This window comes from Rhizobium sp. ERR 942, from assembly GCF_007828395.1.
In the GTDB taxonomy this organism is placed as follows: domain Bacteria; phylum Pseudomonadota; class Alphaproteobacteria; order Rhizobiales; family Rhizobiaceae; genus Rhizobium; species Rhizobium dioscoreae.
In genome coordinates this window covers 342,234-362,281 of the sequence record NZ_VIUA01000006.1, presented here as the reverse complement: position 1 = coordinate 362,281, position 20,048 = coordinate 342,234, and the positions used below count along the sequence as shown (strand labels likewise).

The following is a 20,048-nucleotide window of genomic DNA, read 5'->3' as shown; positions in this document are numbered from 1 at the left end:
GACCGATTGAGAGATAGCTCATGAGCAGCCAGATCATTCCCGTTGAACCATTTGATTATGTCGTTTTCGGCGGCAGCGGCGACCTTGCCGAACGCAAGCTCCTGCCCGCTCTTTACCATCGTCAGGTCGAAGGTCAGTTTTCCGAGCCAACCCGCATCATCGGCGCTTCGCGCAGCGCGCTTTCCAATGAGGAATATCGCAAATTTGCCGACGCCGCCCTCAAGGAACACCTGAAGAAGGGCGAATATGACGACGCCGAGGTCAAGAAGTTCCTCGCTCGTCTGTTCTACGTACCCGTTGACGCCCGCAGCGACGCCGGCTGGGATCAGCTCAAGAAGATCCTGGACGAAGGCAAGGAGCGCGTGCGCGCCTTCTATCTCGCCGTCGCTCCGGGCATCTTCGGCGACATCTCGCAGAAGATCCACGATCACAAGCTGATCACCAAGCAGACCCGTATCGTCGTCGAAAAGCCGATCGGCCGCGACCTTGCATCCGCCCTGCAGCTGAACGACACGATCGGCAAGGTCTTCAAGGAAGAGCAGATTTTCCGCATCGACCACTATCTCGGCAAGGAAACCGTGCAGAACCTGATGGCGCTGCGCTTTGCCAATGCGCTCTACGAGCCGCTATGGAACGCCAATCATATCGACCACGTCCAGATCACCGTCGCTGAATCGGTCGGTCTCGAAGGCCGCGCCGGCTACTACGACACCGCCGGCGCCCTGCGCGACATGGTACAGAACCACATCCTGCAGCTGCTTTGCCTGACCGCGATGGAAATCCCCTCCTCGATGGATTCGGAAGCCGTTCGCGACGAGAAGCTGAAGGTGCTGCGCGCGCTGAAGCCGATCGACGCTTCCAACGTCGAGCAGGCAACGGTTCGCGGTCAGTACCGCGCCGGCGCTTCGGCAGGCGGCCCGGTCAAGGGCTACCTCGACGAGCTGGAAGGCGGCGTTTCCAACACCGAAACCTTCGTCGCCATCAAGGCCGAGATCGGCAACTGGCGCTGGGCTGGCGTTCCCTTCTACATCCGCACCGGCAAGCGTCTCGCCGGCCGTATGTCGGAGATCGTCATCACCTTCAAGCACATTCCCCACACCATCTTCGATCAGGCTGCCGGCCGCATAGTCGCCAACCAGCTCATCATCCGCCTGCAGCCGGATGAAGGCGTCAAGCAGTCGCTGATGATCAAGGACCCAGGCCCGGGCGGCATGCGCCTGCGCAACGTCTCGCTCGACATGAGCTTCGCGTCTGCCTTCAACGTCCGCAATCCGGATGCCTACGAGCGCCTGCTGATGGACGTCGTCCGCTCCAACCAGACGCTGTTCATGCGTCGCGACGAAGTCGAAGCCGCATGGGAATGGGTCGACCCGATCCTCAAGGGTTGGGAAGAAGCCAGCCAGCAGGTGCAGGGCTACACGGCAGGCACCTGGGGTCCGAGCCAGGCTATTGCGCTTATCGAGCGTGACGGCCGCACCTGGCACGACGATATCTAATCTGGGACGATAACGATGACAGCGAATATGCATGCTTTTGCCAATGGTGCCGAACTCGCCGGCAAGCTCGCGGACAAGGTGGCCGAGACCCTCTCGGTCGCCGTCGCGACGCGCGGCTCCGCAAGCATCGCGGTCTCCGGTGGCTCGACGCCGAAGGCCTTCTTCCAGGCGCTGTCATCGCGCTCGATCGAATGGGGCAAGGTGACGATCACCCTCGTCGACGAACGCTTCGTGCCGGCGGACAATCCGCGTTCGAACCACCTGCTCGTTCAGGAAAACCTGCTGAAGGACAAGGCGGCAGCCGCCAAGTTCCTTCCGCTCTATCAGGCTGCGGCCTCTGTCGAAGAGGCTGCAGTTATCGCCACGGAAGAAACCAAGGCTATCGGCCATCCCTTCGATGTCGCCATTCTCGGCATGGGCAATGACGGCCACACCGCCTCCTTCTTTCCCGGCGGCAGCAATCTCAAGACCGCACTCGATCCGAACACCCCGCGCGGCATCATCACGATGGAAGCGGAAGGTGCCGGTGAGCCGCGGCTGACATTCACTTTCTCCAGCCTTCAGGATGCCCGATTGCTGGTGCTCCATATCGAGGGAGAAGGAAAGAAAGAGGTTCTCGCCAAAGCCGAAGCGGCGGGCGAGGAAACCGAGATGCCGATCCGCTCCATGCTGCGACGGGCGGCTTCCCCGGTCGAGATTTATTGGGCTCCCTGACACGGCCGACGGGCCTCGTCATCGAACCCTGAATGACACAGCAACCTATGCTGCGCCATGTGCCCTTGCGGGCGCAGCGACAAAGCATTGACTTTTGGACCCCGCGCCACGCCCCACCGAGACAGATCTTCGGGCATTGCGCAGAACAGACGGAGGCAGATCGACCATGGCCGCTGACGCCCGCATTTCCAAGATCACCGCACGCATCGTCGAGCGCTCGAAGCCGACGCGCGAACGCTATCTGGACCGCCTGCGCAATGCCGCAACGAAGGGCGCGCAGCGCTCCGTGCTTGGCTGCGCCAATCTTGCGCATGGCTTCGCGATCTGTTCCCCCTCCGAGAAGGATGCGCTGGCCGGAGACCGCGTGCCCAATCTCGGGATCATCACTTCCTACAACGATATGCTCTCGGCACATCAGCCCTTTGAGACTTATCCTGCGATCATTCGCGAGGCGGCGGCGCAAGCGGGCGGTATCGCCCAGGTGGCCGGCGGCGTGCCGGCCATGTGCGACGGCGTCACGCAGGGCCAGCCCGGCATGGAGCTCTCGCTCTTCTCGCGTGACCTGATTGCCATGTCGGCTGCCGTTGGCCTGTCGCACAATATGTTCGATGCGGCCGTCTACCTCGGCGTCTGCGACAAGATCGTCCCCGGCCTCGTCATCGCCGCTCTCTCCTTCGGCCATCTGCCTGCCGTCTTCATCCCGGCCGGCCCGATGACCTCGGGGTTGCCGAACGACGAGAAGTCACGCGTACGCCAGCTCTATGCCGAAGGTAAGGTCGGCCGCGCTGAACTCCTCGAAGCGGAATCGAAATCCTATCATGGCCCCGGCACCTGCACCTTCTACGGCACGGCCAATTCCAATCAGATGCTGATGGAGATCATGGGCTTCCACATGCCAGGCGCCTCCTTTATCAATCCCGGCACGCCGCTGCGCGAGGCTCTGACGCGCGAGGCGACCAAGCGCGCACTCGCCATCACCGCCATGGGCAATGAATTCACGCCGGCCGGCGAGATGATCGACGAGCGCTCGATCGTCAACGGCGTCGTCGGCCTGCATGCGACCGGCGGCTCGACGAACCACACAATGCACATCGTCGCCATGGCTCGCGCGGCCGGCATCGTACTCACCTGGCAGGATATTTCCGAGCTTTCCGACATCATCCCGCTGCTTGCCCGCGTCTATCCGAACGGGCTTGCCGACGTGAACCATTTCCATGCTGCCGGCGGTATGGGCTTCCTCATCAAGGAACTTCTGAAGAAGGGGCTGCTGCACGACGACGTGCGCACCGTCTACGGCCAGGGCCTCGAGAGCTACTCCATCGACGTCAAGCTCGGTGCTGACGGCAATGTGGTGCGCGAGCCAGCCCCGGACAAAAGCCACGACCCGAAAGTGCTGGCAAGCATCGACACGCCCTTCCAGAGCAATGGCGGCCTGAAGATGCTGCGCGGCAATATCGGCAAGGCGGTCATCAAGATTTCTGCCGTCAAGCCGGAGCGCCACATCATCGAAGCGCCGGCCGTGATCTTCCACGACCAGCTCGAGATGCAGCAGGCCTTCAAGGACGGCAAGCTGAACCGCGATTTCGTCGCCGTCGTCCGCTTCCAGGGACCGAAGGCCAATGGCATGCCCGAGCTGCACAAGCTGACGCCGGCACTCGGCGTGCTGCAGGATCGCGGTTTCCGCGTGGCTCTGTTGACCGACGGCCGCATGTCTGGCGCATCGGGCAAGGTCCCGGCCGCCATTCACGTAACGCCGGAAGCCGTCGACGGTGGCCCGATCGCCCGTATTCGCGAAGGCGACATCATCCGCATCGATGCGATCGCCGGTACGCTGGAAGTTCTCGTCGATGCCGCCGATATGGCGGAGCGGGAGCCCGTGGTCGCTGATCTCTCCGAGAACGAGTTCGGCATGGGCCGCGAGCTCTTCGTGCCGTTCCGCCACGCCGCGGGGCCGGCGGATCAGGGCGCAAGCGTCCTGTTCCGCCATTGAGATTATCCGCCGGATTTCGGCAGGGCGACATCGAAGGCTGATCAAGGAGCTTTCGATGCCGTATTTCCTGCTGCCGGCGGAGCCTTGTCGGTCCAGGCAGGCGGAAGGCCGAGGCGTGCTCCCACAAAGCCCGTTACGCCCGGTGACTTCCCGAACGCCTTGCAGGCCTCATACTTGGGCGCGCGGCCGACGAGGGCCGCCAATCTCGCCCTGGATGGGAACGAAGGCGCCGCGCCAAACGGCGTCTTGCCCTTGACCAGCATCTTGCTGAAATCGCCGCCAAATTTGGCAGCGAGGCTATAGGCATCCCCTTCCTTGGCGATGGTGCCCGAATCAAAAAATGCGTTCGCGCCACGTCCCCAGATCATGACAGCCTTCTGTACGCCTTGGGGACTGAAAGCCTCCGCCTCGAGCGAGAGGCTGCCCATGCCGATCGGAATACGCGGAACCGGAACCGGTACACCCGGCAGCAATACGCTCTTACCCACGGACGCGACTTTCGAGACTCCGACGGCGGTGGCATTCGTTGCCTTGACCTGCGTCACGACGGCGCGTACGGTCAAATCCGCTGGCTCGGACAGACCGACGACGGCAAAGCGTTCGCTCAATCCGGAACAAAGCGCCCTGTCGACGGCATTGGTGACGAGATCGCGCTGTTTGGGTGTAAAGGCGGCATTTTCGGCGCGCATGGAAAAGGCCGTGGGAATGATCTTCACGGTTTTGGCCGCAAGAACATCGTCCTTGCTCACCCTCAGAAGCGAATGCGCGACCAACCCGTCCGATCGAGCCAGGCCATCATAAGATCGCAGGGATCCCGCCCGATCCAGCGGCGCGGCGGCACAGCCCCCTAGCACGCTCAACAGCAGAGCCATCGAGCAAATATCGCGCCTCCGACGGCTTTCGGCGGCATATGGACCACAGGTCTTACTTCCATCGTGATTTGAGATTGCATTGGCTGCCATGGATGTTTGTGCTCCTGCACCGGGTTATGAACATCAGCATCAACATTAAATATCGCACTGAGTGTAATATTAATATCGGCCGATTTGCGGCAATCGGGGAGCGAAGCGGAGAATTTATTTCACCAGAGATTGAGACCACAGAGAAGGAGCCACGAGGCATGCGCCAGATTTGAGCGGCGTTGCGACTCATGCCAAAATGATCCAATGCACGATGCACCATCCAAGCCGGAAGGCCTGCGCCAACAGAAGCGCCGCGTGACCTTTCAACGCATAGCGGACGTCGGAATGAAATCCTTTCTTGAGAAAGGTTATCAGGAAACGACAATCGAGGAGATTGCGGCAGCAGCCGGGATTTCCCGCCGGACTTTCTTTTATTACTTCAAAAGCAAGGACGATATTCTTCTGGCGCATCAACGCCGATATATGGATGCGCTGCGGACTGGCATCATGGAGAGTGCCTCGGCCGGGCGCCCCCTAGAGGTCGTCCATCAAGCCACCCTGGGACTTGTGGTCCGTATCGAGGCGGAAGCGCCTCGGCTTCTGGAGACTGCCAAGCTTTTACGTCAAAGCGAGATCTTGCGCGCCCGCGCACGAGGCAACTCTTTGGAGCTCGAGCAAATCGCCTACCAAGCCCTGTGCGAATTGTTTCCGACGAAGGACCCAGACGGTCTGCGGCTGGTTTCGATGATCGCAGTCAGTCCGCTGCGCCTGTCGGTCGACAAATGGTTGCGGGAAAATGGCAGACTGCCGCTGATCAAATATCTTGAGGATGCGCTCGAAAAATGGCGGACGGAAATCTGAACCGTCTGCCGTACGGATCGCTATGCCCGTTTCTTGTGGCCGTCGATCAGGCGCGGATATCGAGCACGCGGTTCTTATGAGCCGGATGCGTGCTGTAGACGAAGATCTTGTTCATTTCCTTCTCGGTGAGAAGACGCAGGAAACGAACTTCGACGGTGTTGTTGGAGAAGACCTTCATCAACACGCAGCCGATCTTGGTAATGCGCGCGTCGGGGATATCCAGATAGAATTGCTTCGGCAGATTATACTGGGTGAGGATCGCGAGAACCGCACTGCTCTGCGAGATACGAATAATATCGCAGCGGCGGGACGCAAGGTTCATCACACCCTTTTCGGTGTATTCGAGGCGCGCCGCATTCATCGTATCTTCCATGCGGAACCGCACCTCGCGGTCATACATGAAGGATTCTTCTTTGTTGAGGAAATGCTGACCCGAATTAGCTCTGCCGAACGCGGCCATCTTAGTAGACCCCTGAAGTATATTATGGAGGGAGACTATCAGCCGGTCTTTAACAGAAGGTTTGAACGCGCCGGCCCAAGATGAATTTTGTTATTCACCTTTGTTTGAGCCGGCGACGCTCCCGTAAGCCACTACTTGCGATAGGAATGGCCGCTGGCATCGAACAGATGCAGCTTCTGCCGGTCGGCCGTAAAGCGCATCTTCTGCCCGCGATGAATATCGGCAATGCCGGGAATCTTGACGATAATCGGCTCACCATCGACCAGGCCTTCGAGATAGAGCTGGGTCACTTCGCCGAGCGCCTCGACAATGGAAACCTCGCCTTCGAAAAGATAGTCGTCACCGGTTGCGACACGCAGGTCTTCCGGACGCACCCCGAAGCTCGCTGTCTTGCCCTTCTCGTCGGCCGTCGTCGGAACATCCAGCGTCACGGCCTTGCCGCCCGTCAGCGTCACGGTGGTCGTCGAGCCGGTTTCGGTTACCGTCGCCGGGATGATGTTCATGGCGGGCGAGCCGATGAACTTGGCGACGAACAGATTGGCCGGGCGCTCGTAAAGCTCGAGCGGTGCACCGACCTGTTCGACGCGGCCGGCTGACAGCACCACGATGCGATCGGCCAGCGTCATGGCCTCCACCTGGTCGTGGGTGACGTAAATCATCGTCGTCTCTGGCATCGACTGGCTGAGCTTGGCGATCTCGATGCGGGTCGCGACACGGAGCGCGGCGTCGAGGTTCGACAGCGGCTCGTCGAACAGGAAGACCTTCGGATTGCGGCAGATGGCGCGGCCGATGGCGACGCGCTGGCGCTGACCACCCGAAAGTGCCTTTGGCAGACGCTCCAGATATTGCGTGAGTTGCAGGCTCGCTGCCGCCGCCCTCACGCGACGGTCGATCTCCTGCTTGCTTTCGCCGGCGATGCGCATGCCGAAGGCCATGTTGTCGTAGACTGTCATATGCGGGTAGAGCGCGTAGGACTGGAAGACCATGGCAATGCCGCGCCGCGACGGCGGCACCTCATTCACCTTCTGTCCGGCGATCATCATATCCCCGGCCGTAATGCTCTCCAGGCCGGCGATCATCCTGAGCAAGGTGGACTTGCCGCAGCCGGAGGGGCCGACGAAGACGATGAATTCGCCTTCGTTGATCTCCAGATCGATGCCGTGCAGCACATGCACGCTGCCGTAGGATTTCTTGATATCCTTCAGAACAAGTCCCGTCATTATGCTTCCTCCTCCCAAAGGCTCAGGCAAGACGCGCGAAGTAGGCGCCCCAGGCCGGAATATCGATCCTGCTGCCGTAGTTGTTGCTGGTAAAGCCGTGTCCCGTCAACGCCTGCCAATTGCCGTCAGGCAGGGTCGCCAGCGTTTCGACAGGGCTCATGTTGAAGACGCAAAGAATGGTCTCGCCGGCGTAAGTGCGGGTATAGATCAGCACATCACCCTGCGGCTCCGAAAAGGCGATTTCGCCCTTGGCGAAAGCCGGGTGCTGCTTGCGGAAGGCAAGGAAGCGACGGTACTGCTCCAGCACCGAATTTTCATCGCCCTGCTGGACGCTGACGGCGCGCAGGATATGTTCGACCGGCACCGGCAGCCATGGCTTAACCGCCGAGAATCCGCCTTGTGTCACCTGGCTGTCCCAGACCATCGGCGTGCGGCAACCATCTCGCCCCTTGAATTCCGGCCAGAACTGGATGCCATAGGGGTCCTGCAGGTCCTGATAGGCGAGATCGGCTTCCGTCAGCGCCAGTTCCTCGCCCTGATAGAGGCAGACGGAACCGCGCAGGGTCAGCAGCAGCGCCGCATAGAGCTTGGCGAAAGCATCGCGGTCCGCCACCAGATTGCCCCAGCGGCTGACATGGCGCACGACGTCGTGGTTGGAGAAGGCCCAGCACGCCCAGCCTTCCGGAGCAGCCGTGTCGAAGTCGTTCATCACCTCTTCGACGCGATCCGGCGACAGGGCATCCGGCGCCAGGAATTCGAAGGCGTAGCACATATGCATCTTGTCGCCGCCGGAGGTGTATTCGCCGACGATTTCGAGGCCACGCTGGCTGTCGCCCACTTCGCCGACGGCGGCAATCGCCGGATATTCGTCGAGGACGGCACGGAAGCGCTTCAGGAATTCCAGGTTCTCGGGGCGGTTCTTGTCGTAGAGATGCTCCTGGAAGTTATAGGGATTGACCGCCGGTGCAGTGGAGGCGTTGCGGCGCGAGGGCTCCAGCGCCGGGTTGTCGCGCAATTCCTTGTCGTGGAAGTAAAAATTGATGGTGTCGAGACGGAAGCCATCGACGCCACGGTCGAGCCAGAAACGTACGACATCAAGCAAGCGATCCTGCACCTCTGGATTATGCAGGTTCATATCCGGCTGCGAGGTCAGGAAGTTGTGCAGGTAATATTGCATGCGGGTCGGATCCCACGCCCAGGCCGAGCCGCCGAAGATCGACAGCCAGTTGTTGGGCGGCGTGCCGTCCGGCTTGGCATCGGCCCAGACGTACCAGTCGGCCTTGGGGTTATTCTTGCTCGAACGGCTCTCGACGAACCAGGGATGGCGATCCGAGCTGTGCGACAGCACCAGATCGATCATCACCTTGATGCCGAGACGATGAGCTTCCGTCACCATCGCATCGAAATCGGCGAGCGAACCGAAGATCGGATCGACGTCCTCGTAATTGGAGACGTCATAGCCGAAATCGCGCATCGGCGACGTGAAGAACGGCGAAATCCAGATCGCATCGACGCCAAGCGATGCGACATGCGGCAGGCGGACGGCGATGCCCTTGAGATCGCCGATGCCGTCGCCGTTGGAGTCCTGATAGGAACGCGGATAGATCTGATAGATCACGGCGCCGCGCCACCAGTCCTTGTCAACTTCCGAAGCCGATTGAAGAGCAATGCTCATGCTGAATGGGTCCTGTAGTAAGTACGTGTTTTTGAATCAGCCCCCCTTCACCGACCCGGCAAGCAGACCGCGCACGAGATAGCGCTGCAGACCAAAGAAGACGAGGAGTGGGATAAGGATAGTGACGAAGGCCGAGGCCGTCAGGATTTCCCAGTTGCCGCCGCGCGAGCCGAGCAGCGCGTTGAGGGCGGCCGTGAGCACGAGGTGATCCTTGTCGGTGCCGAGGAAGACCATCGCAATCAGAAGGTCGTTCCACACCCAGAGAAACTGGAAGATCGCGAAGGAGGCCAGTGCCGGGAATGACAGCGGCAGGATGATCTTGACGAAGATATCGAAATCGCTGGCGCCATCGACGCGGGCGGATTCGATGATTTCCTTCGGCAGGCCGGCAATATAGTTGCGCAGGAGATAGATGGCGAGCGGCAGACCGAAGGCCGTGTGCGCCAGCCAGATGCCTGGATAGGTCTTCGACGGCACGCCGAACATCTGGCCGATCTCGTTATAAATGCGCAGAAGCGGAATCAGTGACATCTGCAGCGGCACGACGATCAGGCCGACGACGAGCGCAATCAGAATCGCGCGACCTGGAAACTCCATCCAGGCAAGCGCATAGGCCGCAAAGGCAGCGATCAGGATCGGAATGACCGTCGCGGGAATCGTTACCGTCAGCGAGTTGATGAAGGACTGGCCGATACCCTCGCCGCCCAGCACGTTGCGATAGTTGTCGAGCGTGAATTGCGGCGGCGTGGCGACCGTCAAATAGACGCGCTTCGCCCGCGCATCAGCTTCGAACGGGCCATTCTTCTGATAGCGATAGCTTCCGTCAGAGTTGATCGTCAGCGTCTCACCATTTTCCAGTGCGGCGGGAGCGCCAGCCTTGTAGGCTGCCGGCTCCTGTACGCGCAGGCCGAAGGACTGGATCTTGCCGCCGCCTTCGACGGCGAGCGTGCCTGATATCACGAAATTTGCGCCGTCCGGCTTTGCCTTATCCGGACCGTCGAGGCGGGCTGCCGTGGTGCGCGACGAGCCGGCAAAGGCCGTCCACCAGCCGGAAGCGACGATCTGATCCTTGTCGCGCAGTGCCGTGACAAAGATGCCGAGCGTCGGCAACAGCCAGATAAGGACGATGAGCAATACCGCGGCGTGAACGAAGATGCGGGCGGGGCCGATACGACCGAGATTTCCAATCATGTCAGCGCCCCTTCGTTTCTGCGTTTGCACGGCGGATGTTCCAGATCATGATCGGCGTGACCGCGATCATGATGACCAACGCGATGACGGCGCTTCGACCACTGTCGCCGCCGCCGCGGAACATCCAGTTGAACATCAGGTTGGCGAGCACCATCGTGTTCCATTGACCGTTGGTCATGGTGAGCACGATGTCGAACACCTTGAGGACAAGGATGGTGATCGTGGTCCAAACCGTGGCAATCGTGCCCCAGACCTGTGGCACCATGATCTTCCAGAAGATCTGCCAGCCATTGGCGCCATCGATGACGGCCGCTTCGATCGTCTCCTCCGGAATGCCGCGCAGGGCCGCCGAAAGGATGACCATGGCAAAACCGGTCTGGATCCAGATCAGCATGACCATCAGGAAGAAGTTGTTCCAGAACGGAATGGTGATCCAGACCTCCGGCGTGCCGCCGAACAACTGGACGATGGCATTCAGTAGGCCGATCTGCGCGTCGGTGCCGCCACGATATTCATAGATGAATTTCCAGATGACCGAGGCGCCGACGAAGGAAATCGCCATCGGCATGAAGATGACGGCCTTGGCGATGTTGCCCCACCAGATGCGGTCGGTCATGACGGCGATGACGAGGCCGAAGAAGGTGCAGGCGGCCGGAACCACGGCCAACCAGAGAATGTTGTTGAAGATCGACTGGCGGAATTCGGTATCGTTGAGCGCCCACATATAGTTGGCACCGCCGACGAATTTGCTGCCGTCCGGCCCGTAGAAGGACAGGATGAAGGTCGCGACGACCGGATAGACGAGATAGACGATGAGCAGGAGCAGTGCCGGCCCCAAAAACAGCCAGGGGCGGATGAGGCCACGGCGGCGAAGATTGACAGCCGCCTGATGGACGTCGCCACCCTCCCGCGCAGGGAAAATCACGTCCAGAAACTTGTTGGAGAACCAAAAATAAGCGGCGCAAATGGCAACGCCGAATATCATGGCGCCAATCGCCGATACGATCTGCGAAAACATCCCTTCCCTCCCCGAATTCTCTGCTTTTGTCCATCAGTCGGGCATCGGCCGCGCTGAAGGGCGCGTCGTTATATGCAGTATGGCGCCGCCGGCGAAATGCCGGCGACGGCAGGGCTATGATGTCTTACTTGATGGCGTCCCAGGACCTCTGGATACCGTCGGCTACATCCTGAGCGGACTTGCCGCCGACGAAATCCACCATGCCCGTCCAGAACGAGCCTGCGCCGATCTTACCCGGCATCAGGTCGGAACCGTCGAAGCGGAAGGTGGTCGCCGTGGTCAGAATTTCGCCTTCCTTACGCAGCGTGTCGTTGGCGTAGGCAGCCGTGTTGACGGACTTGTAGGGCGTCAGGAAGCCGGACTGGGCCATCCAGACTTCCTGGGCGATCGGCGTCTGCAGGAACTGGATAAAGGCGCGAGCGGCCTTCGAATCCTTGGTGATGGCTGCCAGCGTGCCGGCACCGAGAACCGGCTTACCGAGTTCAGGATGCGCGGCGCTGGGCGGGAAGTAGAAGAAGTCCGCATCCTGGCCGAGCTTGGTGCCTTCCGGGAAGAAGGACGGGATGAAGGATGCCTGCTTGTGAAGGTAGCACTTCGGTGGGACCGTGAAGAGGCCCTTCGGGCTGTCACGGAAGTCGGTCGAGGCAACGGCCGCAACACCGCCGGCAACATATTTCGGATTCTTTGCAAACTTGCCGAATTCATCGATCGCCGCAACGACCTTCGGATCATTGAACTTCAGCGAGTTATCGACCCAGTGATCATAATCCTGCGGCGTATTCAGACGCAGCATCAGATCTTCCACCCAGTCGGTTGCCGGCCAGCCGGTCGCACCGCCAGAACCGAGGCCGATGCACCAGGGGGTACCGCCATCCTTGACGATCTGATCCGAAAGCTTGATCAGGTCCTCCATGGTCGTCGGAACCTTGTAGCCGGCTTCCTCGAAATTCTCAGGCACATACCAGACCAGCGACTTCAGGTCGGCCTTGTAGGGGAAGGCATAGAAGGCGTCCTTGCCGTCCTTGCCCTTGTAGGTGCCGTAGCCGACCCAGCTGTCGCCGGCGCCGTAATTGGTCTTGACCCAGGACGAGAGATCATCACCGAGCGGCGTTAGATAGCCCTTGCTGGCAAGGTTGGCGAGCAGGCCCGGCTGCGGGAGAATGGCGACATTCGGCGGCGACCCCGCCTGCGTGTCGATGACGATCTGCTGCTCGTAATTTTCCGAGGACGAATATTTGGCATTTACGCCGGTCGCTTCGGTGAAGTAGTTCAGGACGCTGGTGAAGAGAGCCTCGTCCTCGCCGCGCCAGGGGCCGAAGATGGTCAGCGTCTCGCCCTTCAGGTCGGCATGCGCCGCCTTGAAGTCGTCATAGCTCTTCCAGTTGAACTTGGAGTCCTGGCCCGGCTGGAACTTCAGATCGGCAGCCATCGCCGCACCGGCCACCAGAGCGGCGGCAGCGACGGTCATCAGAAACATTTTCTTCATGCGGTTGTCCTCCCTAATAACGAAACCCATGAGCCCGGCACAGTTTTGTGCTGCGCGCCCCATTCCTCAAAGCGCTTTGGCTACTCCTGTCATCCATTGAGAGCGGGATAAAGTCAAGCGATTTTCAGATTTCAGCCAGTATACACAGCAATTCTCGCGTTGCAGCATAGAATGCATGTCGATTTTTCACTAATTATCTTGTCTCCCACGCTTCTGCTGCTACATAATTGAAAGCGCTTTGAAAGCCTGAGACTTTTCGGGAGGTTGTCTCGGCATCGTGGCGGCATGCAGTTGGAGGAGCCGAAATACCGTGAATCTGAAACAGCTATCGCACATGCTCGGGCTGTCGCAGACGACAGTCAGCCGGGCATTGAACGGATATCCGGAGGTCAATCGCGAGACTCGCGAGCGCGTTCTCAAAGCGGTTCGGGAAACCGGCTACCGACCGAACAAGGCGGCCCAGAGACTAGCGACCGGCAAAGCCGGCTCAATCGGGCTCGTCATGCCGACCTCACCCGGAAATTCCTCGGATGTGCACTTCTCGGAGTTTCTGACCGGCCTTGGCGAAGAAGCCTTGCGGCACGACTTCCATTTCGTATTGACGCCGGCGGATCCGAATGATGAGGTCGGCGCCTTGCGACGACTGGCCGCCAGCGGCAATGTCGACGCGCTGTTCGTCAACTATATGCGCGGCCACGACCCCCGCCTGGAAATGCTGAAGTCGCTCTCCATGCCCTTCCTCGTGCATGGACGATCGATCGGCTCCGAGCCGGACTATCCCTTCCTGGATCTCGACAACGAAGCCGCTTTCTACGATGCCACGAAGCTGCTGCTGCAGCTCGGCCATCGGCGCTTTGCTCTTCTGAACGGCCCGATCTACCTCGATTTCGCCATTCGCCGGAAGAACGGCGTGGATGCGGCCCTCGCCGAACGTGGCCTGGCGCTTGAGGAGGCCTGCACCAGCCATACGCCGATGACGGACGAACAGGGCCTGCTCGCCATGGAACGCATTCTGCAGATGGAAAAAGACAAGCGCCCGACGGCCGTGCTTTGCTCGAGTACGGTGCTGGCGCTCGGCGCCGTTCGCGCCATTAATCAGGCAAAGCTCAGGCTTGGCGAGGACATCTCGATGATTGCCCACGACGACGTGTTGACATTGCTCAAGCCGGAAAACTTCACCGTGCCGCTGACGACCACCCGCTCGTCCCTGCGAGCCGCCGGTGTGCGCATCGCCGAGCGGCTGATCGGGGAAATCAAGCATACGGATACGTTCCCGGCCCAAGAACTATGGAAGGCGGAATTGATCGTGCGCGCATCGACCGGCGTTGCGCCGGCCGACTGATATCTGTTTAGAATTTCGGCGGCTTCTGACCCGCGGCACGATGGGCAGCGATGACGGTATTGGCCATCAGCATGGCGATCGTCATCGGTCCGACACCGCCTGGAACTGGCGTGATCGCGGCAGCGACTTCGGATGCTTCACCATAGGCAACATCGCCCACCAGCCGGCTCTTGCCCTCGCCACGCTCCGGTGCATCGATCCGGTTGATGCCGACATCGATGACGGTGGCACCGGGCTTCACCCAATCGGCCTTGACCATCTCGGGACGGCCGACGGCTGCCACCAGAATATCGGCGCCTCTTGCCACCGAGGCGAGATCCTTCGTGCGCGAATGCGCCGTCGTGACCGTCGCATTGGCGGAAAGCAGCAATTGCACCATCGGCTTGCCGAACAGGTTGGAACGGCCGATGACAACGGCATTGAGACCCGACAGGTCCTCGCCATGGATGGAGCGTACCAAAAGCATGGCGCCGGCCGGCGTACACGAGATCAGCCCGGTTTCGAGATCGCCGGTTGCCAGCTTGCCGGCATTGACCACATGCAGGCCATCGACATCCTTCTCAGGACGGATCGACTGAATGATCGCATCGGAATTCAGATGCTTCGGCAGCGGCAGCTGTACGAGAATGCCGTGGATAGAGGGATCGTCGTTTAGCGACTGGACGAGCCTTGCCAGCTCTTCCTGCGTCGTCTCCGCCGGCAGCGTGTGCTGGACCGACTTGAAGCCGCACTCCTTGGCCATCTTGCTCTTGGAGTTCACATAGGCGTGGCTGGCCGGATCATCGCCGACGATGACGACCGCAAGCCCGGTCTTCACACCGGCCTCCGCCTCAAGCCCAGCCGCTGCAGCCTTCACGGCCTCGATCACCGAAGCCGCCGCTTTCTTACCGTCGATCACTGTCGTCACGCTCGTCTCCCGATCATGAATTCGCTGGCAATCTACAGGCCATCCGCCCGGGGGAGTTGCCTGCCAACGCCCTATGGTGTCTGAAAGCGGTAATTGCAAGGGAAAACGATGGGGCGTTCAGCCGCGATCCTGATGCCGGCGCACCGCGTAGGTTTCGACTTTGGCACGCAGGGATGCAAGTTCCTGCTGGATGCGGACCCACTCGTCCGCCATATCGAGCCGATCTGCACCATCGGAAACAAGAGCAACCGATGGTTCCGGCGCGATCGCCGGCAATGATCGGAGCTCCATATCATCGTCATGATGCAAAGCTTGAGCCATCGGCATGATGCTCTCCTCGTCCGCTTGGTCTTCTGCCAGTTCCGTGCCGGCCAGCCACTTGCGCAGGAATATGGCGCAAAGTGCCAGGCCAAGCCCCGCGAGGAAGCCGGCAGCCTGATTGCTCGCCAGATGATCATCCAGCGGCGCGGCGGAAGCGACCGCCTGGGACAATACCGTCAGCGGTGGCTTGGCTTCCGACACCGTCATGGCGGCATTCTGCTGGTCCGCCTCATAGTGGCTCTGCGCTGTCGCGACGGCATTCTGGAGCTGTGCGAGACGGCCGAGATCGACATCGCTCCCCGCCTGACTGACGGCAGTCATTTGCGAAGAGAGAGAAGCCTGTTTCTCAAGAGCCGCTTTCACGTCCGCTTCGCTGCTGACGGCCAGACGTTGTAGCTGGCTGCGCATATTGGCCGCAAGATCATCGACGGTGGCCTGTTGTGCAAGCAGGCGAGGATGGCGCGGGCCGAGCTGCACCGAGAGCTGGGTCAGCTGTGATTTGGCGGCGTTGTAACGGCTGCGCAGATCATCAAGTACCGGCGACGAAAGATCGCCTGACAATGCACCGGTCAGCACCGATGCCAGCGTGGCCGATTTGGCGGCCGCGAGACGGGCCTTTGCGGTGCGTACCGCCAGATCGGCTGCCTTTATCTGCGCATCCAGCTGCTGACGCTGCTGCCGGAGCGCTTCCGCCGCAGCAATCCTGTCTTCGCCATAGCGCGCCTTGAATTCGGCAAGGGCGGCGGAGGCGCGATCGAGCTCCTTTCGGCTGCGATCAGCCGCCGTTTCGGCCCCAAGTGACGTACCGGCCGCCTTTGCAACGGCGGGATCATAAAGGGAAGCGATAACAAGCCGGTTGGCAATATCGGCCGATCTGGCGGGATCGCCCGACGTAACGCTCAGGCGCAGCAGACCCGTCTGATTATCGATATCGACGGCAATGTCTTTGCGCAGCATTGCCTGCGCGCGTGACGGCGCGTCGGACGCGTTGCCGCTGCCGGAAAGCAGCTCGACGGCAACCCCGAGAGCGCCTGCGCGACTGCCGGTAAATTCCGGATCGCGGTCAAGCTTCATCCTGGCGACAATGTCGGACAATACGGCTGGAGCGACGAGACGCGTCGCCGCGACATCCAGCAGGGCCTGACGCCCGCGACCTTCGCCCTCCGCATGCAAAACAGCCTGCGACACATAGAGCGGCGGCGGGGCAAGCAGGGTGGGAATAGCCGCTCCCATCAGCGCGGCCGCGGCAATGAAACAGAGAGCGCCAAAGCCGAGGGACCAGCGTCCGACCCGAGATACTTGTTCAACGACAACCGGAGCGGGGGCGACCTGCCGCGGAAGCTCCCCTATGCCTTCAAGCAGATCGGGCACGAATTCCAGCAAATCGGGCGTAGGCTCCGATGCCTGCTCGGATATTTCGCGGCGTTCCGGGCGGTAGACGTGCGAGACATCTTCCGTCTGCTTAGCCGCCGTTCCGATCTCCGGCGATCGTCCTCGACCGGACACCGGATAGGGATCGCCATTCAACCGTCTGCGCAGGATGGCGCGCAGTTCCGCATCGCGCGGGTCGTCGGAGTTGGCAGCGCGTAAGTTCACCGCGCTACCCAAGCCATCATCTTCATCGTAAGGGGAGATATGCCGGACGGATCGCCGCGAAACCTTTTGGGTTTCCGCATCGTCGGGGTGGAATCCGGTCCTGGCTTTGCTTTCAAACATGGCGGGTTATCTCGCGCACATGGTCCGAGACCAATGCAAATGGTTAACCCACTCTAAAATTTCATGCCAAAGAAAGAGTTAACGCCAAGCCCGCAAATACTAGCTTGCTAATTTATTCGGCGGGGCAATACGCCGCTGCGGCAAAGGATGCGGCTCTGCGCGAAGGACGCGCTCCTTGCGACCAAACTGATGCCTGACAACCTGATAGAAGAATAACGGTATGCCCAGCATGTAACGCCGCCAGAGCCTATTCGGCTCCAACACCAGACGAAACAGCCACTCGCTGCGCATCGCACGCACGAGCCTCGGCGCCCGCGGCACCGTCTCGGAAATGAAATCGAACAAGGCGCCGACGGTCAGGACGAGGCGTGCATGCTGCGGCCCGACATGTTCGGCAACCCATTTTTCCTGCAGCGGCGTGCCCATTCCGACGATCAGGATATCGATCTTCTGTCGGCTGATTTCCGCGGTCACGGCGTTACTCCGCGCCGGATCGAAGAAACCGTCCGATACGACGATGAACTGGTGCCACGGGGCGTGCTGGCGAAATTTCTCCGCCGCCTTCTCGACGACGGAGCGCTTGCCGCCCAAGAGACCGATCCGCCTCGGCCGCTCCATGAAGGTCAGCAGCGCAGGCACGAAATCCGTGCCGTTCAGATTGGCCGGGAAAGGTTCGCCATGAGCGACGCGCGATGCGATGTCGAGGCCAACGCCATCGGGAAGAACCAGATTATGCTCAAGGACATTGCGGTAGCTGTCATCGCGTAGCATGACCAGCATGTTATGGGCATTGACGAAAGAGATGGAGGTCTGTCCGACCGGCAGGGACGCAAGCTCGTTGACGAACGTCAGCGCGTCATCCCAGCCCAGATCGCATACCGGCAGATCGAAGATCATGCGGCGCGACGCGACGACGGCAAAATCGGCTACCTGGTTCAATCCAACACCCTCCTGCCCGGCATCGCTAACGCGCATGATGCGGGTACGCATAAAGTCCATGCCCCTCACCGTTCATCGGTGCGGCGACTGGGAGGCATGGCTTGGAGGAGTTTATAGCAAGACAAATCCAACTTTCCGTTAGGAAGGAAGGTTGGATTTGCCGGATGTCAGCAGGGATCTGTTAAGCATATCTGCATAATGTAAGATATTGCTTATATTCTTGCGTGAATCGACATCTTGCGGCCGGGAAATATTACTCGACCGGCACCTTGTCCTTGGCCGCATCCTGCACGATCTTGACAGGCTTGACCGTTCTCTTGCCCACGCTTTCCCCACCGTGGGTTTCTTCCTTGGAGAGATAGTCAAGCTGTTCGATCAGCACGTCGGCGACGTAATCACCGCCGAGCCGCTCGTTCATCCGCTTCTTCAGATCGGTGCGGAAGGCGGCAACGTCGAAATTCTGCGCATGCGAAATATCGATCGTCTTGTTGCCGATCAGCAGCGAAAAGAGCTCATCGGTCGTCAGCTCCGGCAGAGGTATCTGAAACGCATTCGCCTTGCCCTTCTCCATCATGAAGGAAATGCGCGTCAGGAAATAGCCGGTCACCTGGCCGTTGGCGATAACGGGGACGTTGATCGACTCGCCCTTGACGAGCTCCTGCTGCGCCTTCTTGGCGTCATCAGGACTGATCGCGGGCGCCGTCGCCACCTGCACCGAAAAATAGACCGAGGCCAATGTTACGACGCAGACCCACAGGCCGGTGATAACGAGCTTGATCATCCGGCCTCACGGACGCGGAATTGCTCCTGCGAATAGGTGCCGTCCGCATCGGCATTCTGCACGGCATTCTTCAAAATCTCGGCGACGGCGCGCACGGCCTCGAGATGAGCCTCGACGCGGCGGGCGTTCAGAACCAGCTTCTTCTTCAGATCATGCAGCTGCTCGATATGGGCGGCGGCAAGATCGGCCGGATCGGTATCGCGAAACAGCATCGACAATTCGTAAAGGCAGCGGCTCTTGTGAGCGTTCGATACCTTGAGATCGAATTCCGGGTCTGTGCCGATCCGGTTGTTCTCATTGTCGATGATCATCTCCAGGCGGCCAAGGACAGACTTGATCCGATAGTCCTGCGACATCATTTCCATGTTTGTTACCTCGCTCATGCTTTCTGGGACGTCAACGAATTCTGGTTGGTGATGCTGTTGTTGCCGTCATTATCGGCATCGGCGGCGGCCAGCGTCTTGCGCTGAAAATCGGTAATCGCACTAAGCGCCATCTTCTTGTCATTCTCATCGGTCGCGGAGTGGATGGCGCCGGTATTGCGCATCTTGTCGACCTGCTCCTTGTACATTTTCTCAGCGATGCCCACGCCGCCATTCTTGGAGATCGTGTCGCCCAACTGCTCGGCCATCATGCCCTTCCAGATTTCGCCGGCGGAACCCTTACCGTAGAGCGTCTCGCTGCTCGGCAGCATGTTCTTCACGAAGTTCTGCAGCACCATGGACTCGAACTTGCGATAGGCCTGCGGGACCTTGGTCCCAGCCACATGCGTATTGGCGTTGGCGAGGCCCGCCTGGGTGGCGGCGCTGTTCATCGCATCCACCGTCGCGCCGAAACCATTGCCGTTTTCGGCCAGGCTGGTGGCGGCGAAAGCGGCCCGATTGGCGGCAAGCTTGGCCTGCGCGGCCTCGACATCGGCGGGATTTGCCGCCTTGACGACATCGAGGACCAAATCACTCGGAGGCGAAATAGCCACGTCACGTCTCCTTCTGCTCTCGCATATCCGGAAAATGCGCAGCTCAGCGCCTA

The 20,048-nt window shown here is 60.3% G+C and carries 18 protein-coding genes; 5 read left to right on the top strand and 13 right to left on the bottom strand.

The window, feature by feature from the left end:
• Positions 1-20: 20 nt before the first annotated feature.
• From zwf to edd, 3 genes are all read left to right on the top strand, one after another.
• Positions 21-1,496 carry a glucose-6-phosphate dehydrogenase gene (gene zwf / locus FBZ97_RS25075; RefSeq protein ID WP_145322503.1) on the top strand — a complete coding sequence of 492 codons (1,476 nt, stop codon included), beginning with the start codon at positions 21-23 and terminating at the stop codon, positions 1,494-1,496.
• Positions 1,497-1,511: 15 nt separating this feature from the next.
• A complete protein-coding gene (pgl, locus tag FBZ97_RS25070; RefSeq protein ID WP_113330082.1) occupies positions 1,512-2,210 on the top strand; it encodes a 6-phosphogluconolactonase in 699 nt (232 codons plus the stop codon).
• A gap of 166 nt (positions 2,211-2,376) precedes the next feature.
• Positions 2,377-4,200: a phosphogluconate dehydratase gene (gene edd / locus FBZ97_RS25065; protein ID WP_145322501.1), complete on the top strand. Its 1,824-nt coding sequence runs from the start codon at positions 2,377-2,379 to the stop codon at positions 4,198-4,200.
• Positions 4,201-4,241: 41 nt separating this feature from the next.
• On the opposite strand, the gene FBZ97_RS25060 is transcribed toward edd, so the two are convergent.
• Positions 4,242-5,072 (bottom strand): DUF3313 domain-containing protein, encoded by an 831-nt coding sequence (locus FBZ97_RS25060; RefSeq protein WP_246661840.1) that lies wholly within the window; start codon positions 5,070-5,072, stop codon positions 4,242-4,244.
• 174 nt (positions 5,073-5,246) lie between these two features.
• On the opposite strand from FBZ97_RS25060, the gene FBZ97_RS25055 reads away from it, so the two are divergent.
• The gene (locus tag FBZ97_RS25055) at positions 5,247-5,963 is read left to right on the top strand and encodes a TetR/AcrR family transcriptional regulator (RefSeq protein ID WP_246661839.1); all 717 of its coding nucleotides are present in this window, start codon (positions 5,247-5,249) and stop codon (positions 5,961-5,963) included.
• Between the two features lie 46 nt (positions 5,964-6,009).
• Here FBZ97_RS25055 and FBZ97_RS25050 read toward each other — a convergent pair whose 3' ends face one another.
• The 6 genes from FBZ97_RS25050 to FBZ97_RS25025 all read right to left on the bottom strand — a co-directional run bounded on the left by FBZ97_RS25050 (position 6,010) and on the right by FBZ97_RS25025 (position 13,013).
• A complete protein-coding gene (locus FBZ97_RS25050; RefSeq protein ID WP_113330160.1) occupies positions 6,010-6,363 on the bottom strand; it encodes a hypothetical protein in 354 nt (117 codons plus the stop codon).
• Positions 6,364-6,554: 191 nt separating this feature from the next.
• Complete coding sequence (ugpC, locus tag FBZ97_RS25045) at positions 6,555-7,643, bottom strand: sn-glycerol-3-phosphate ABC transporter ATP-binding protein UgpC (protein ID WP_113330078.1); 1,089 nt, start codon at positions 7,641-7,643, stop codon at positions 6,555-6,557.
• A gap of 22 nt (positions 7,644-7,665) precedes the next feature.
• A complete protein-coding gene (locus FBZ97_RS25040) occupies positions 7,666-9,318 on the bottom strand; it encodes an alpha-glucosidase (RefSeq protein ID WP_145322498.1) in 1,653 nt (550 codons plus the stop codon).
• A gap of 36 nt (positions 9,319-9,354) precedes the next feature.
• Complete coding sequence (locus FBZ97_RS25035; protein ID WP_113330076.1) at positions 9,355-10,509, bottom strand: carbohydrate ABC transporter permease; 1,155 nt, start codon at positions 10,507-10,509, stop codon at positions 9,355-9,357.
• A 1-nt stretch (position 10,510) separates the two neighbouring features.
• Entirely contained in the window at positions 10,511-11,527 is a 1,017-nt protein-coding gene (locus tag FBZ97_RS25030) for a sugar ABC transporter permease (RefSeq protein WP_145322495.1), read from the bottom strand.
• 124 nt (positions 11,528-11,651) lie between these two features.
• A complete protein-coding gene (locus FBZ97_RS25025) occupies positions 11,652-13,013 on the bottom strand; it encodes an ABC transporter substrate-binding protein (RefSeq protein WP_145322493.1) in 1,362 nt (453 codons plus the stop codon).
• Positions 13,014-13,323: 310 nt separating this feature from the next.
• Between FBZ97_RS25025 and FBZ97_RS25020 the strand changes: the two genes are divergently transcribed.
• Entirely contained in the window at positions 13,324-14,355 is a 1,032-nt protein-coding gene (locus FBZ97_RS25020) for a substrate-binding domain-containing protein (RefSeq protein WP_145322491.1), read from the top strand.
• Between the two features lie 7 nt (positions 14,356-14,362).
• On the opposite strand, the gene folD is transcribed toward FBZ97_RS25020, so the two are convergent.
• From folD to FBZ97_RS24990, 6 genes are all read right to left on the bottom strand, one after another.
• Positions 14,363-15,262: a bifunctional methylenetetrahydrofolate dehydrogenase/methenyltetrahydrofolate cyclohydrolase FolD gene (gene folD / locus FBZ97_RS25015; RefSeq protein ID WP_145322489.1), complete on the bottom strand. Its 900-nt coding sequence runs from the start codon at positions 15,260-15,262 to the stop codon at positions 14,363-14,365.
• A gap of 117 nt (positions 15,263-15,379) precedes the next feature.
• Positions 15,380-17,179, bottom strand: coding sequence for a succinoglycan biosynthesis transport protein (locus FBZ97_RS25010; RefSeq protein ID WP_246661838.1), 1,800 nt, complete (start codon positions 17,177-17,179; stop codon positions 15,380-15,382).
• Positions 17,180-17,398: 219 nt separating this feature from the next.
• Positions 17,399-18,238: a WecB/TagA/CpsF family glycosyltransferase gene (locus FBZ97_RS25005; RefSeq protein WP_113330159.1), complete on the bottom strand. Its 840-nt coding sequence runs from the start codon at positions 18,236-18,238 to the stop codon at positions 17,399-17,401.
• A 253-nt stretch (positions 18,239-18,491) separates the two neighbouring features.
• A complete protein-coding gene (locus FBZ97_RS25000) occupies positions 18,492-19,019 on the bottom strand; it encodes a hypothetical protein (RefSeq protein ID WP_145322485.1) in 528 nt (175 codons plus the stop codon).
• A complete protein-coding gene (locus tag FBZ97_RS24995) occupies positions 19,016-19,384 on the bottom strand; it encodes a hypothetical protein (RefSeq protein ID WP_095433968.1) in 369 nt (122 codons plus the stop codon). Before FBZ97_RS24995 ends, FBZ97_RS25000 begins: the two co-directional genes overlap by 4 nt.
• 14 nt (positions 19,385-19,398) lie before the next feature.
• Positions 19,399-19,995: a rod-binding protein gene (locus tag FBZ97_RS24990; RefSeq protein ID WP_145322483.1), complete on the bottom strand. Its 597-nt coding sequence runs from the start codon at positions 19,993-19,995 to the stop codon at positions 19,399-19,401.
• Between the last annotated feature and the right edge of the window lie 53 nt (positions 19,996-20,048).

What these genes read in the sequence shown, in the direction of transcription:
- zwf (WP_145322503.1), top strand. Translation starts at nt 21, where the DNA reads ATGAGCAGCCAGATCATTCCCGTTGAACCATTTGATTATGTCGTTTTC.
- pgl (WP_113330082.1), top strand. Translation starts at nt 1,512, where the DNA reads ATGACAGCGAATATGCATGCTTTTGCCAATGGTGCCGAACTCGCCGGC.
- edd (WP_145322501.1), top strand. Translation starts at nt 2,377, where the DNA reads ATGGCCGCTGACGCCCGCATTTCCAAGATCACCGCACGCATCGTCGAG.
- FBZ97_RS25060 (WP_246661840.1), bottom strand. Translation starts at nt 5,072, where the DNA reads ATGGCTCTGCTGTTGAGCGTGCTAGGGGGCTGTGCCGCCGCGCCGCTG.
- FBZ97_RS25050 (WP_113330160.1), bottom strand. Translation starts at nt 6,363, where the DNA reads ATGTATGACCGCGAGGTGCGGTTCCGCATGGAAGATACGATGAATGCG.
- ugpC (WP_113330078.1), bottom strand. Translation starts at nt 7,643, where the DNA reads ATGACGGGACTTGTTCTGAAGGATATCAAGAAATCCTACGGCAGCGTG.
- FBZ97_RS25040 (WP_145322498.1), bottom strand. Translation starts at nt 9,318, where the DNA reads ATGAGCATTGCTCTTCAATCGGCTTCGGAAGTTGACAAGGACTGGTGG.
- FBZ97_RS25035 (WP_113330076.1), bottom strand. Translation starts at nt 10,509, where the DNA reads ATGATTGGAAATCTCGGTCGTATCGGCCCCGCCCGCATCTTCGTTCAC.
- FBZ97_RS25030 (WP_145322495.1), bottom strand. Translation starts at nt 11,527, where the DNA reads ATGTTTTCGCAGATCGTATCGGCGATTGGCGCCATGATATTCGGCGTT.
- FBZ97_RS25025 (WP_145322493.1), bottom strand. Translation starts at nt 13,013, where the DNA reads ATGAAGAAAATGTTTCTGATGACCGTCGCTGCCGCCGCTCTGGTGGCC.
- FBZ97_RS25000 (WP_145322485.1), bottom strand. Translation starts at nt 19,019, where the DNA reads ATGATCAAGCTCGTTATCACCGGCCTGTGGGTCTGCGTCGTAACATTG.
- FBZ97_RS24995 (WP_095433968.1), bottom strand. Translation starts at nt 19,384, where the DNA reads ATGGAAATGATGTCGCAGGACTATCGGATCAAGTCTGTCCTTGGCCGC.